Source organism: uncultured Marivita sp. (assembly GCF_947488135.1).
Lineage (GTDB): Bacteria > Pseudomonadota > Alphaproteobacteria > Rhodobacterales > Rhodobacteraceae > Marivita.
Genome location: NZ_CANKYW010000001.1, coordinates 950320 through 963105 on the forward strand (window position 1 = coordinate 950320; position 12786 = coordinate 963105).

The 12786-nt window shown below is 62.6% G+C and carries 12 protein-coding genes; 7 read left to right on the forward strand and 5 right to left on the reverse strand.

What is annotated here, in order from left to right; translation table 11 throughout:
- Positions 1–188 precede the first annotated feature (188 nt).
- Both Q1B16_RS04725 and Q1B16_RS04730 read right to left on the reverse strand, forming a co-directional pair.
- Positions 189–2390 (reverse strand): SulP family inorganic anion transporter, encoded by a 2202-nt coding sequence (locus tag Q1B16_RS04725; RefSeq protein ID WP_299785067.1) that lies wholly within the window; start codon positions 2388–2390, stop codon positions 189–191.
- A gap of 170 nt (positions 2391–2560) precedes the next feature.
- Positions 2561–3289, reverse strand: a complete 729-nt coding sequence (locus Q1B16_RS04730) for a cyclic nucleotide-binding domain-containing protein (protein ID WP_299785068.1) — start codon at positions 3287–3289, stop codon at positions 2561–2563.
- 317 nt (positions 3290–3606) lie between these two features.
- Here Q1B16_RS04730 and Q1B16_RS04735 point away from each other — a divergent pair, with 317 nt between their 5' ends.
- From Q1B16_RS04735 to Q1B16_RS04755, 5 genes are all read left to right on the forward strand, one after another.
- Positions 3607–3897, forward strand: coding sequence for a metalloregulator ArsR/SmtB family transcription factor (locus Q1B16_RS04735; protein ID WP_299785069.1), 291 nt, complete (start codon positions 3607–3609; stop codon positions 3895–3897).
- Entirely contained in the window at positions 3894–4952 is a 1059-nt protein-coding gene (locus Q1B16_RS04740; RefSeq protein ID WP_299785070.1) for a permease, read from the forward strand. Before Q1B16_RS04735 ends, Q1B16_RS04740 begins: the two co-directional genes overlap by 4 nt.
- A gap of 42 nt (positions 4953–4994) precedes the next feature.
- The gene (locus Q1B16_RS04745; RefSeq protein WP_299785071.1) at positions 4995–5231 is read left to right on the forward strand and encodes a thioredoxin family protein; all 237 of its coding nucleotides are present in this window, start codon (positions 4995–4997) and stop codon (positions 5229–5231) included.
- The gene (locus tag Q1B16_RS04750) at positions 5228–6139 is read left to right on the forward strand and encodes an MBL fold metallo-hydrolase (protein WP_299785072.1); all 912 of its coding nucleotides are present in this window, start codon (positions 5228–5230) and stop codon (positions 6137–6139) included. The genes Q1B16_RS04745 and Q1B16_RS04750 overlap by 4 nt, the downstream gene beginning before the upstream one ends.
- 184 nt (positions 6140–6323) lie before the next feature.
- Complete coding sequence (locus Q1B16_RS04755) at positions 6324–8144, forward strand: alpha/beta fold hydrolase (RefSeq protein ID WP_299785073.1); 1821 nt, start codon at positions 6324–6326, stop codon at positions 8142–8144.
- Positions 8145–8210: 66 nt separating this feature from the next.
- On the opposite strand, the gene Q1B16_RS04760 is transcribed toward Q1B16_RS04755, so the two are convergent.
- The 3 genes from Q1B16_RS04760 to Q1B16_RS04770 are packed head-to-tail and all read right to left on the reverse strand — an operon-like array spanning position 8211 to position 11250.
- Positions 8211–8888, reverse strand: a complete 678-nt coding sequence (locus Q1B16_RS04760; RefSeq protein ID WP_299785074.1) for an ABC transporter ATP-binding protein — start codon at positions 8886–8888, stop codon at positions 8211–8213.
- Positions 8885–10090 (reverse strand): ABC transporter permease, encoded by a 1206-nt coding sequence (locus Q1B16_RS04765; protein ID WP_299785075.1) that lies wholly within the window; start codon positions 10088–10090, stop codon positions 8885–8887. Before Q1B16_RS04765 ends, Q1B16_RS04760 begins: the two co-directional genes overlap by 4 nt.
- On the reverse strand, positions 10090–11250 hold the full coding sequence (locus Q1B16_RS04770) for an efflux RND transporter periplasmic adaptor subunit (RefSeq protein WP_299785076.1): 1161 nt from the start codon (positions 11248–11250) through the stop codon (positions 10090–10092). Before Q1B16_RS04770 ends, Q1B16_RS04765 begins: the two co-directional genes overlap by 1 nt.
- A gap of 205 nt (positions 11251–11455) precedes the next feature.
- On the opposite strand from Q1B16_RS04770, the gene Q1B16_RS04775 reads away from it, so the two are divergent.
- Together Q1B16_RS04775 and Q1B16_RS04780 are read left to right on the forward strand one after the other, a co-directional pair.
- On the forward strand, positions 11456–12400 hold the full coding sequence (locus Q1B16_RS04775) for a DnaJ C-terminal domain-containing protein (protein ID WP_299785077.1): 945 nt from the start codon (positions 11456–11458) through the stop codon (positions 12398–12400).
- Positions 12397–12726: a chaperone modulator CbpM gene (locus Q1B16_RS04780; protein WP_299785078.1), complete on the forward strand. Its 330-nt coding sequence runs from the start codon at positions 12397–12399 to the stop codon at positions 12724–12726. Before Q1B16_RS04775 ends, Q1B16_RS04780 begins: the two co-directional genes overlap by 4 nt.
- The last annotated feature ends 60 nt before the right edge of the window (positions 12727–12786 follow it).

Below are 12786 nucleotides of genomic sequence, written 5' to 3' on the forward strand. Positions count from 1 at the left end.
GCCTCGGTCTTTATTCATGAACTTGTATTTGGCGCCATTACCGAGTCCCGTCGAACGGATATCGAGTTTGCGCTGGCACTCTCTTTTGAGCCGAAGTCGGAAACCTACCCGAAAAATACATCTAATTCAAAGACGGGGTGATACCACGTCTTCTTTGCGCAAAGCCGGTCAATTCGGAAAACGAACCATTACGACCACTGAATGAGCACACGGTCATGGGTGGTCCCTAGCGAACCCGCTAGGCCCCCAAATCGCGCAGCAGCCGCGTCGTGCGGGTCAGGCGTCGTGCCATGCCGCCGGCGATGGCCTTGTGGAACGCCAGGGGCCGCAGTTGGGTTGGACCTCTCCAACGCATCTATGCGCTCCATGTCGATCCGCAGCACGATCGACGGAACACTCGCCACGATATCCGCAGAGCGGGCGTTCCCGGAGTAATACGCCATTTCCCCGATGATCGCCTTGGGCCGCACCTTGGCCACCACGGCCATCGCGCCATCGCTGTCCGGCGCCCAGACCGCCAACTCACCGGTCCAGAGGTAATAGATCTCGTCGGATTTCGCCCCTTGCTGCACCAGCACGTCACCGGCTGCGAGCTCGACGCGTTCGAGAAACCCGTCCTGCGGCATCTCGGAGAGAAACCCGTCGATCTCAGCGAATGCGCCGCCCTGTGTCGAGGCATCTTCGGTCCGGTGATGGGTGATCACGATGTCTTCCACATGCTCAAGCGCGTCATTCAGGCCACCGTAGAAATCCACGTCCTGCGCGGTCAAGGCGGAGGCCAACTCCAACTGGGCCTTCTCCCCAAGACCCGAGAGCACCAGTTTGACATCGCGATCCGCGCAATCCGAGGCCATGCGCGACAGCACCCGGATCGTTGAGACGTCGATCCCGGATGCGTGACCGAAGTCGAGAACCAGACATTCGACCCGTGTGCCCCGAGCCGAGATCAGGGCCTGCATCTTGTCCCGCAAGCTGTTGGCCGAGCCGAAGAACAGAAAGCCGGAAAGCTCCACGATTTTCACCGCGCGTCCGGCGTCGGTCAGGATGCGCAGATCGGTGTCGGGCCGTTCCACCGGGGACCTGCGCGTGCCAAGATCGCTCTCGGATCGGATCAGGTCGAGCTTCGCGTAGGACACGATGAAGAGCGCGCAGGCGACGAGCAGACCAATTCCGATCGCGGTGAGAAAGCTGAAGCCGATGGCCACGACGGGGATCAGGAGTACGATCGCATAATCGAGACGGCCCAGACGCCGCCGCTCTTCCCAGACCCAGGTGTAAAGCAGATCGAGCCCCAGAAAGATCAGGACGGCCGCGAACAGGCCGACCGGCAGGCCCGAGAGCACGTTGGCCCCGAAAAGGAGGATCGCAAGGCACCCCATGCCGCTGCTGATCCCGGCAAGCCGCCCGACAAGGCCAAGCCTGTTGGCCAGAATGGTCTCGGGCACGATGTGATAGCCGGGAATGCCCCCGGCAAAACCGCCAAGGATATTTGCGATCCCGGCGCCTTTGACTTCGGTGCTGATGTCGAAATCCCGCCGCAGCGCCAGTTCGAGCCCGGATGCGTTCAATGTCGCGCCCAACATACAGGACGCGATGATCGTCACCAGAACAGGCGCTTGGGCAAGGATGGCGCCCCAATCCGCTTTCGTCAGCAGATCGGGCCCGATCCCGTCAAGAAGCCTGCCGTCGGTGAAGGGGCCAAGCAGAAGGCCATCCGCCCGGGCTTGGTCCAGGGACAGCCCCAACAGCCAAAGCATGGCATAGAACCCGGCGGCCGTCAGGGTAAGAGCCAGCGGCAGGGTCATCGTGCTGTGGACCACGCGCGTCAACAGCACGATCCCAAAGGCGGCAATCAGCGGCGGCCCCCATTTGAACGCGACATCCGACGCCAGATAACCGCTCCAACCGGCGTCCACGACGGTATCGCCAAGAGCCACGCCGACACCGCCGATCAACAGCAACAACCCGGTCGCAGCGAGAAACCCGGCGAGGACGGGGTAGGGGACGAAGCGTGCAAGATAAGCCAGTCTGAGCTGTCCAACCAGAACACCCGTCACTCCGGTCAGGACCGATGACAGCGCAACCAGACAGGCGACGGTCGCGAAGAGCGCTTCACCGGTCAACTGCCCCTGCGCGACAATCGAGGCGGCTGCACCGGCAAGCAGGATGGCCGGGATGTCCTGTGGGGCAAGGATCGTGCCCTTGTAGGAAAGCGAAAAGGCTCCGGTGAACGCGATGACGACGCTGCCCAAGAGGACCAGACCTATACCGCGATCGAGAAACGGACCAAGCGCGCCTTGGTAGATGATCGCTGCGAAGGAAATCGCGAAGACGGCCGATATCACGGCGGTGAAGACAGCACCGAACAGGCTTCTCGTGAGTGGCAGCACTGACATTCCTTCCGTGCACGGCGCTGCACTTGGACGCGGCCGCGCTTAACTCTGCGTCAGCCTTCGTAACCCTTTGATCCCGTTGCGACAATGAAAAGGAACGCGAAACGTCGACGAGGACGAGGACAGAAGAACTCGCGCGACACACGCACCTTGTGTGGGTCGAGGGGTCAGGAGTCCGTCACGGTTGACTCGTGCGGCGTTGATGGCGCACCGTCCGAAGCAAGCTCGATCGGCGCACCCGCACGCGCGACTTTCCCGGCCAGATCAAGAGAGATCATCGTATCCATCGCCAGGCCGAACCGAGGATCGCGCTTCACACGTTTCTTGAGCGTGGTGACGTCCCATTCGAGCAGCTCGCTCTCATCCGCCAGAAAGGTGGATGCCGACGCCGGATTTCCGGTCAGGTATCCGACCTCGCCCACGAAAGCACCGTTGGGAATGGAAAACCGCGCTCCGTTTTTCTCGACCTCGACGATGCCATCTATGACGTAATACAGGGTTTCGACCGGCGCGTTCTCGCGGGTCAAGCGATGCCCCGTCGGCCGCGTCACGCGCTGCGCCGCCGTCATCAACCTGCGGAAATCGCCCGGTGGCAAAGCTTTGAAATCCTCGTAGAGATCCCGGTATTGCCGTGGAATGGCCCAAGCCGATCTGCGGTATAACAAGCTTGCCAGACCGATGAGGTTTGCCGTTCCGGTCGCGCAGCTGGCCCAAATCGCGGGCCACAGGGGCGAAGTATCGACGACGGCATAGTACCAGATGTAAAGTGCGGTTCCGATCAAAAGCATGATCCGCAGCAGGATCTGATTCAGGATCAGATACCCCAGCACGAACATCCCGGCGGCGGCCAGCACCAGCAAATCGGATAATGTCAGGTCTTCCAATCCAGCCACCATGCGTCTCGGTGCTTCCCTATCCGGGTCTTGTTCGGATGCCGACCCTTCCAGCAAAGTGACGCGATGGCAACCTCTTGCCTGGGCTGGCAAGACCTTCGGCAAGATCGTCATGTCCCCCGATCAGCAGGGGGCAGGCGGTGACCATCAGGTTCCGGACGGCACGGATGATGAGTGTTCCACAAGGCAAGATCGAGTCGTGAAGACGACAACCGCATCGAACCACGGCAAAAGTCATCACTGACCCCGCCACCTGATCCAGATCAAGGCGATGGATCGCTGCATATGCGTAAATGCGCATAAGCAGAAGGAAGTCCCACATGATTCTCCCGGTTCTGACGGCCCTTGCCGAACCCACGCGCCTCGCGGCGATGCGCCTTCTCTATGACGGCACAGAGCACTGCGTCTGCGAATTGATGGTCAAGCTGGACGCGAGTCAAAGCCGGATGTCGCGCCACATGAAGGTGCTTCGGGACGCTGGGCTGGTGTTGGACCGGCGTGACGCGCAATGGGTTCGATACCGTCGAAACCCTGACCTTGCACCGGAACTCGTTACTGCGGTGGACGCAATCCTGACGGCCGACCGCGAATTGGAAAGGGATGTCGCATGACGACGGGAACGCATGGGGCCGACGCGCGCGAACACACGTCGGATTGGCTTTGGTATGCCGGTGTCGCGATCGCGGCAGGGATCTGGTGGCTGATCTACGGTCAGTTGATCCCGTTTTCCGAATGGGCGACGGGGCTCTTCCCCGTAGACCGTCACAGCCACACCGGCGAGGCCATCGCCTTTTTCATCTATGACGTGCCCAAGGTTCTTCTGCTTCTGACGGGCATCGTTTTCGTCACCGGCGTGCTGCGCAGCTGGTTCAGCCCCGAAAAAACCCGCGCGATCCTGGCGGGCAAACGGCAAATCTGGGGATATCCGCTGGCGGCCTTGCTGGGTGTGCTGACGCCATTTTGCTCGTGCTCTTCTGTGCCGCTCTTCATCGGCTTCGTCTCGGCGGGCATCCCGTTGGGGGTGACATTTTCCTTCCTGATCGCGGGGCCGATGGTGGGTCCGGTGGGCCTTGGTCTGCTCTACGGTCTCGTCGGCTGGCAGATCGCCACGGTCTATCTGGTCTTCGGCTTCACCATCGCCACGGTTGCAGGGGTCGTTCTTGGCCGGATGGGGTTGGAGCGTTACTTGCAGGACTGGGTGCGCGAGCTGAACGCCGGTCCTCTCGGTGACCTGCCCGAGGAACGTCTGACCATGGTGGACCGTCTGAAGACGGGTGCCGAGCAGGTCCGGGAGATCGTCGGCAAGGTCTGGATTTGGGTCCTGATCGGTATCGGCCTCGGCGCGGCCATTCACGGATACGTTCCGGAAGAGATGATGCTGCGGATCATGGGGGGCGAAGCCTGGTGGTCAGTGCCTGCCGCTGTTGTCGTCGGGGTTCCGATGTACACCAATGCCGCCGGGGTCATCCCGATTGTCGAGGCGCTTTTGGGCAAGGGCGCCGCTCTGGGGACGACACTGGCCTTCATGATGTCGGTGATCGCGCTGTCGCTGCCGGAGATGATCATCCTCAAGCAGGTGCTGACCCTTCGCCTGATCGCCATCTTCATCACAGTCGTCGCGACGGGCATTCTCGCCACCGGCTTTCTCTTCAATTTCCTGCTCTGAACGACCTTCTGCGTCGTCGCCCTCTTCTGAAAGGACACACTCATGAAAACCGTCAAAGTCTATGGCCCCGGCTGTAAACGATGCGAGGCCACCGAGACCATGATCAAGGACGCCGCGACAAAACTCGGCATCGAGGTCGATGTGACCAAAGTGACCGACCCGCGCGAGATCGCGATGGCGGGTGTGATGTCCACGCCGGGCGTGTCGGTCGATGGCAAGCTTGTCCACACCGGCGGTCTGCCGGATGCGGCGAAGCTCGAAGGATGGTTGGCCTCGTGATCCGCGCCATCGTTTTCTCTGTCGCTCTGTTCGGTCCGACCCTTGCAGCTGCGCAAACGCTCGAAATCCAGACCGTCACCGATGGCGTTTGGGCGATCGTGGGCGAGAAAGAACAGCGCAGCCCCGAGAACCTCGCGAACAACGCGACATTCGGGCTTGTCCTGACCGATAATGGCGCGGTCCTGATCGATCCGGGCGGGTCGTGGAAGGGGGCCGAGGCGTTGCACGCGGCGATCCGCGGCGTGACCGATCAACCCGTGACTCATGTCATCAACACCGGCGGTCAGGATCACCGCTGGCTTGGCAATGGCTATTGGCAGGCGCAAGGGGCCAGCCTGATCGCGTCCGAGGACGCCGTCGCCGATCACCGCGCGCGTGGCTCCATGCAGATGACGGCGCTTTCGCAATTGCTAGGGGCGGCACTGGAGGGCACGGAGCCATCTTACGCGGACGTGACCTTCTCCGACAGCTATACGCTGGACCTGGGTGGTTTGACCTTCGAAATCATGCACCCCGGCGCTGCCCACACGCCCGGTGACAGCTTTGTCTGGGTTGCGGATCGTCACGTCGTCTTCACCGGTGACATTGTCTATGTCGAGCGGATCCTCGGCGTCGGTGATCAGAGTTCGATCACCGAATGGCCCGCAGCCTTCGAGGCGGTCGCGGCCACCGGTGCCACCCATGTCGTCCCCGGCCACGGCCACGCAACGACACTGGAACAGGCGCGCGCGGATACCTACGACTATCTCATGAACCTGCGTGCCCAGATCGGCGCGCTATTGGACGAGGGCGGTGACATCATGGACGCGCCCGCAGTCGATCAATCGGCGTTCAGCTATCTTGAACAATTCGATGCGCTGGCCGCTCGCAACGCCCAGACGGCGTTCCAGCAGATGGAATGGGAGTGACGCAGGTGCAACGCCGGGTTCGAAGGCCAATCGTCAAGAACCGCGCGTCCTCGGTTGCTGATCTGCATCAAGGCGGTTGTGCCAATTTCTTGCGAAGTACGGCATGTCTATCTCGCTGGTCTTGCCAGCGCCCTCATGCAGATCGCGACCTGAGATCAGACACAGCAGCATTGGAAAGACCCGGATGACCAAGAAGAGACAGAAATCCAAGATACCTGTCCCGAAAGCCGAACGGGTTTCGCTTCCCGATGTGGTCGCGACACCGCCATCCCCGCAGGTGACGCAGAAAGACGCGCACCCGCACGAAAATCTGGATCGCGCCTCCCGCGCGGCAGTGGCTTATATGTCCGCTGGCGTCTCGCCTCATGCCTTCATCGCAGCATGGAGCGATTGGGCGGTGCATCTCGCCCGGTCTCCGGGACGCCAGCTTGAATTGGCCGAACGCGCGCATGAGAACATGGCCAAGCTTGTCGGGCAGGCCATTGCCCCCAAATCGGAAACGGCCCCCGCGTTCGCGCCGAAGCCCTATGACCACCGCTTCCGCCATCCGGGGTGGAAGACACCGCCGTTCAAGGCCATGCAGCAGGGCTTCCTCGCGGTTCAGGACTGGTGGGATTACGCCACGGACCACATGCGTGGCTTGCGCGCCGAAGATGCAGACAGGACGCGTTTCATGGCGCGCCAGTTCCTCGATCTCTGGTCACCATCGAATTTCCCTGCGCTCAACCCCGAGATCATCGAAGAAACCCGCAAGTCGCGCGGCCGGAACCTCGTCGACGGCGCGCGCAATTTCACGCATGACGTCGTGACCACCGTCGCGCAGATCCACGAACCCGCCCCGGACGGCTACAAGGTGGGCGAAGATCTTGCCTGTACACCGGGCGAAGTGGTGTTTCGCAACGACCTGTTCGAACTGATTCAATACGCGCCAAAGACCGAGAACGTACAATCGGAACCGGTCCTGATCGTTCCGGCGTGGATCATGAAATACTACATTCTCGATCTCTCGCCGCAGAACTCCATGGTCAAGTATCTGGTGGAGCAGGGCTTTACCGTCTTCATGATTTCGTGGTGCAACCCGACCGCCAGTCAGGCCGATCTGTCGCTTGAGGATTACCGCAAGCGCGGAGTGATCGCGGCGCTCGATGCGGTGAATGCCATCGTGCCGGAACGCAAGGTTCATGCGGTTGGATACTGCCTCGGCGGGACGATCCTTGCCATTGCGGCAGCCACGATGGCCCGCGACAAGGATGACCGGCTCGCCTCGATCTCGCTCATGGCGACCCAAGTGGATTTCGCTGAAGCGGGCGAGCTTCTGTTGTTTCTCGATGAAAGCCAGATCGCGTTTCTCGAGGACATGATGTGGGAAAAGGGCTATCTCGACCGCCCGCAAATGGCGCGCGCCTTTTCCACGATCCGGTCCGAGGACCTGATCTATTCCCGCGCGGTCCGGCGCTATTTCCTCGGTAAGCAGGATGTCCCCACAGATATGGGGGTCTGGGTGTCCGACACGACCCGGATGCCCGCGCGGATGCATTCCGAGTACCTGCGTGGACTGTTCCTCGAAAACCGCCTCACGGCAGGCAGGTTCGCGGTCGAGGGACGGGTGATCGCGCTGAAGGATATCTCGGCCCCGATCTTCGCCGTCGGCACGGAAACCGATCACATTGCGCCGTGGAAATCGATCTACAAGACCCAGCTGTTCACCGACAGCGACCTCACCTTCGTCCTGACCAGCGGCGGTCATAACAGTGGCATCGTCAACCCGCCTGAGCCAGAGCGCGGGCATCACCGTGTCTCGCACCGTCCTGCCGGGGCGCTCTATATCGGACCGGATGCGTGGTTCGCACAAAATGCGCCGCAACCGGGATCGTGGTGGCCGGCCTGGAAAGCCTGGCTTGGTGAGAGAAGCAGCGGACGCTCCGCCCCTCCACCTATGGGGGCGCCGAAGTCCGGGTTGGTGCCACTCGTCCCGGCTCCCGGAACCTACGTTCACCAGATATGACCCTGCGAAGCTCCTTAGCGTGCGTGGCTCATTATCCTTGGGCGCTCGCGGCGTAGACGGGAGGCTCTAACCCGTCACGACACCATCTCCAACGACGATCTGCCGTCGACAGACAGCGGCGATCTTCTCGTCATGGGTCGAGATGAGGAAAGTCGTCCCTTCCTCCCGGTTGATCTCCGAAATCAGGTCCATCACTTGCATCGCCGAGGCGCGGTCGAGGTTGCCCGTCGGTTCATCCGCCAACACAAGCTCGGGGCTGTTCATCAGGGCACGGGCCACCGCGACCCGTTGCTTCTGCCCGCCCGACAGTTTGGCCGTGGGGAAATCGATCCGCTCCGCCAGCCCCATGCGCGTCAGCAAAACCCGCCCCCGGTCGCGCGCCTGAGGCGTTTCGCGGCCCTCGCGCACGGCCGTAGGGAAGATCACGTTTTCCAGCGCGGTGAAGTCGGGCAGCAAATTGTGGAATTGGAACACGAACCCGATATGGGCGTTGCGAAAGTCGGTGAGTGCGGTGTCATCCGCGGCGATCATGTCCTGACCCAACATGATATAGCTGCCGGAAGTGGGTTTCATCAAAGTGCCGAGAATGGTCAGAAGCGTGCTCTTGCCCGACCCGGACGGCCCCAGAAGCGCCGCCATTTCGCCCGTGTCGAGGTGCAGGGACAACCCGCGCAACACCCGCGTCGCGGCCTCGCCCGTGCCGTAGGTCTTGACCAGATCGCGGACCTCCAGAAGCGTGCTCATTGACCGATCGCCGTGACAGGATCGACCCGGGCGGCCGATCGGGCGGGCAGGATCGAGGCGAGGATCGCACCGATCACCGTCAGAGTGACTGCCAGACCATAGGACCCCTGTGTGATGTCCAGCGGCAGCATGCCCGGTCGGAACGCCTCTCGCGGCGGAAAGGGCAAGAGCGCGAGGTATCCCAGAGCGGCGCCCGTGATGCCGCCCATCAATCCGATCAAGGCGCCTTGCGTGACAAATACGAACAGAACGAAACCGCGTCCGGCACCCATCGCGCGCATGATCCCGATCTCCGGGCGGCGGCGATACGTGGACAGCAACAGCGCCGAGGCGACACCGATCACGATGGTGATCAGCGCGAAGGTCTTGAGGAAATACCCGGTCTGGGCCTGTGCGTTCAGCGCCTCCATGAGTTGCTCTGCGCCGTCCGTCCAGGGCACCGCGTCAAGCCCCGTCAAAGCCCGGATCCGAAGGGCGGTGGCATCGGCGGCATTCAGATCGTTGAGCTTGATTTCGATCTGAGACACCCCCTGTGGCATCTCGAACAATGTCCGGGCGGTCGACAGGCTGACGAAGGCGCGTGCGCCGTCCATCGCACCATTGCCGGTCTCGAAGATGCCGCTCAGCGTCAGGATCGCCGCAACACCCTTGGAGCTTTCCAGCCGCACCGTCTGCCCCAGGGACAAGGCAAGGTCATCGACAAGATCACGCCCGAGGGAGATCAAGCCAGGACCCACCCGCACATCGCCGTCGACCATGTATCCTGCCAGATCGAGGATGGCGGATTCGCGCCCCAGCTCGAGCCCGGTAACGCTCACCTGTGCCACCTGCGCCCCGCGTGTCAGGAACCCGGCGCCGGTGATCTGTGGCGACACGGCCCGCACGCCGCTCACCTCCTCGATCAGCGGCAGCCATGTCGCGGCCTCGGCCAACGTGGCTGTACGGGTCCGCCCGCGTTCGGCCACGACCAGCACATGACCTTCGGGCGAGATCAGCAGGGCAGGATCATCCGTCTCGGCCTCGATGGTGATGTGCGACAGGTCCCCGACGGTCCGCGACAGAATGAATTCGGCCAAGCCCCCGATCAGCGCCGACATGAAGATGAAGATGAACACACCCACGGCCACGCCCGCCACGAGCAAGGCGGTCTGCGCCTTGTTCGCGGTCAGATAGCGTGTCGCGATCTTCAAACCGTAAAGCATCAGGGCCGCTCCACCGAGACAACCTGACCGTCAGCGACCCCCGCCGCGTCGACGATCACCACGTCCCCTTCGACAAGCCCGTCCGTCGCGATCAGACGGGCGGCGGGCCAATCCACGACGCCCACGGATCGTGCTTCGGCCACGCCGTCCACCACCACGAAGACCGCGTTTCCGTTCACCAAAGCGGTGCGCGGAACGGTGAGCGCCGCGTCGCGCTCTTCGACGATGATATTCGTCGCGACGGTCAAGCCGACCGGGGCCCTGACGGCTTCGTCGAAGCTGATCTCGATGGCCAGCCCTCCGGTCGCGGCGTTCACGCGGTTCGACACGTAGCTGACGTGACCGTCATGGGTTCCGGTCTGCCCTGCCAGTTGCAGGGCCGCAGCCTGACCGGTTTCGATCTGCGTCGCATACGCCTCGTCGACATCCGCTTCGACCACCAGCTCGCTCAGATCGGCCAAGGTCAACAGCCGGGTGGAGGGGCTGACAGCCTGCCCCATTTCGACATCGAGTTCGAGCACCGTGCCCGCCGCGGGGGCCCGGAGGGTATAGGTGTCGAGCGCAATTCGCGCCTGATCCAAAAACGCGGTCAGCCGCGCCACCTCCTGCGTCGCCGCTTGCAAGGCAAAGGCGTTGGCCTCCAGCGTCGTTCGGGCGATCGTGCCGCCAAGCGACAACGCGCGGTCGTAATCCTCGGACGCCTGCTGCTGCGCCACGATGGCAGCATCCAGCGCCGCCATCGCCTGCCGGACCGCCGCGTTCTGTGCCGCCGCATCAACCTGCGCCAGAACCTGATCGGTCTCCACCACATCGCCTTCCGCGACGGGAAGCTCCACCAGCGTTCCTGACACTGTGGGGCTGACGTCGACCGAATGCACGGCGGCGATCCGGCCGTTGACCGCAAGAACGCGTGTCACTGGCGCGCGCTCGGCGATTTCGACGATCACGGGCGTCGGGCGCGGCGCCCAGAACTGCGACGTCGCAATCGCAGCAATGACCAGCCCGATCAGCGCGACTGCTGCCCAGACCCAGAATCGTGATGTGCGGGCAGGCGCTGGTTGAGCGGGACGCAACGCGGGAACGCGCGCGCCCGGTGATGCCTCGGACTGTGGCGAAAACCCGTTGTTATTCCTCGTTTTTTCATCTTCCGCAGCGGCCACGGTCGGTCCTTCCCAATCACCAGTACAGGATCGGAGCAATCGCTCCAGTCAGACCCTCCCACCGGCAGAATAGGCTCGAACGCCTTTCCCGCATTGACTTGGATCAGCGACGGGTCGGTTGTGGTCGTGGCAGTTTGCGCGGATAGTATCCGCTTTCGCACCGTCCGCCCGATAAAGCGCCGGTTTTCGAAAACAGGGAGCCCGGATGTCCAACGACCCTTACAAAGCACTTGGTCTGACCAAGGACGCCACTGCCGATGAGATCAAGAAGGCATATCGCAAGCTGGTTCGCACCAGCCACCCCGATCTGCATCCCGACGATGCCGGGGCCGAAGCCCGGTTCAAGGCGATCTCGGCCGCCTACGAGATCCTGAAAGACCCCGAAACCCGCGCGCGCTACGATGCCGGCGAAATCGACGGCCTAGGCGCAGAGCGTCCGCAACGGCAATATTACCGGGATTTCGCCGACGCCTCCGACAACACCTACCAGCAAGGGCACGGGTTCGGCCCCGATGTCGATCCGGCGGATATCTTCGCGGAAATCCTGCGCAACCGGGGTCGCACCTCTGGTGCCGATTTCGGCGATCGCGGGTTTTCGGCGCGCGGTGCCGATGCACGCTATTCGCTCAACGTGCCGTTTTTGGATGCCGCCCGCGGTGCTGAGACGCGGATCACGCTCCCCGATGGCCAGAGCCTTGCCGTCAAGATCCCGAAAGGGACCGAGGATGGCCAGACCCTGCGGCTCCGCGGCAAGGGTGCGCCGGGATACGGCGGCGGTGCTGCCGGGGATGCGCTCATCACCGTTTTTGTGCAGCCGCATTCGGTTTTCCGCCGCGAGGGCGACGATATTCTGCTGACGCTGCCCATCACGCTCGATGAGGCGGTGCTCGGCGGCAAGGTCACGACACCGACCATCGACGGACCCGTCGGTCTGACGATCCCGGCAGGCGCGAATTCCGGTCAGATCTTGCGACTGCGCGGTCGCGGGATCGAGCGGGCGGGCCGCAAGACGAAGGGCGATCAGCGCGTCGAGCTCAAGATCGTCACGCCGCCGACCATCGACGCGGGCCTGCGCGATTTTCTCGAGGAATGGCGCAAGACGCACAGCCATGATCCGCGTGTTGATCTGATGAAAAGGGCCAGCGCATGACCGACAGATTTTCCGAAGACGATGTCGTCACCACCGTAACCCGCCTCACGCGAAGCCAACTCGTGAGCTTTGTCGAGGGCGAACTCGTCCGTCCCGAACGCGAGAGCAGCGGCTATATCTACCGCCGCGTCGATATCGCGCGATTGGAGTTGTTGTGTGATCTGTCCCATGACCTTGATCTCGACGAGACGGCTTTGGGCATCGTGATCTCGCTCATCGACCAATTGCACGCGGCTCGGCAAGACCTAGCCACCATGGCGCGCGCGATAGACTCGCTTCCGGCTGACACGCAGGCACAGATCATGGCAGCCATGAAGAAGACCTGAGAACCGCTCGGGGGGTCACAAATGGTCCGCAAGCTGAGCTATCGGTTCAGCGCGGCAGCA

Bases quoted from the DNA above. Each gene is read 5' to 3' on its own strand.
- Q1B16_RS04730 (WP_299785068.1), bottom strand. From the start codon at position 3,289: ATGGTGGCTGGATTGGAAGACCTGACATTATCCGATTTGCTGGTGCTG.
- Q1B16_RS04735 (WP_299785069.1), top strand. From the start codon at position 3,607: ATGATTCTCCCGGTTCTGACGGCCCTTGCCGAACCCACGCGCCTCGCG.
- Q1B16_RS04740 (WP_299785070.1), top strand. From the start codon at position 3,894: ATGACGACGGGAACGCATGGGGCCGACGCGCGCGAACACACGTCGGAT.
- Q1B16_RS04745 (WP_299785071.1), top strand. From the start codon at position 4,995: ATGAAAACCGTCAAAGTCTATGGCCCCGGCTGTAAACGATGCGAGGCC.
- Q1B16_RS04755 (WP_299785073.1), top strand. From the start codon at position 6,324: ATGACCAAGAAGAGACAGAAATCCAAGATACCTGTCCCGAAAGCCGAA.
- Q1B16_RS04760 (WP_299785074.1), bottom strand. From the start codon at position 8,888: ATGAGCACGCTTCTGGAGGTCCGCGATCTGGTCAAGACCTACGGCACG.
- Q1B16_RS04765 (WP_299785075.1), bottom strand. From the start codon at position 10,090: ATGCTTTACGGTTTGAAGATCGCGACACGCTATCTGACCGCGAACAAG.
- Q1B16_RS04775 (WP_299785077.1), top strand. From the start codon at position 11,456: ATGTCCAACGACCCTTACAAAGCACTTGGTCTGACCAAGGACGCCACT.
- Q1B16_RS04780 (WP_299785078.1), top strand. From the start codon at position 12,397: ATGACCGACAGATTTTCCGAAGACGATGTCGTCACCACCGTAACCCGC.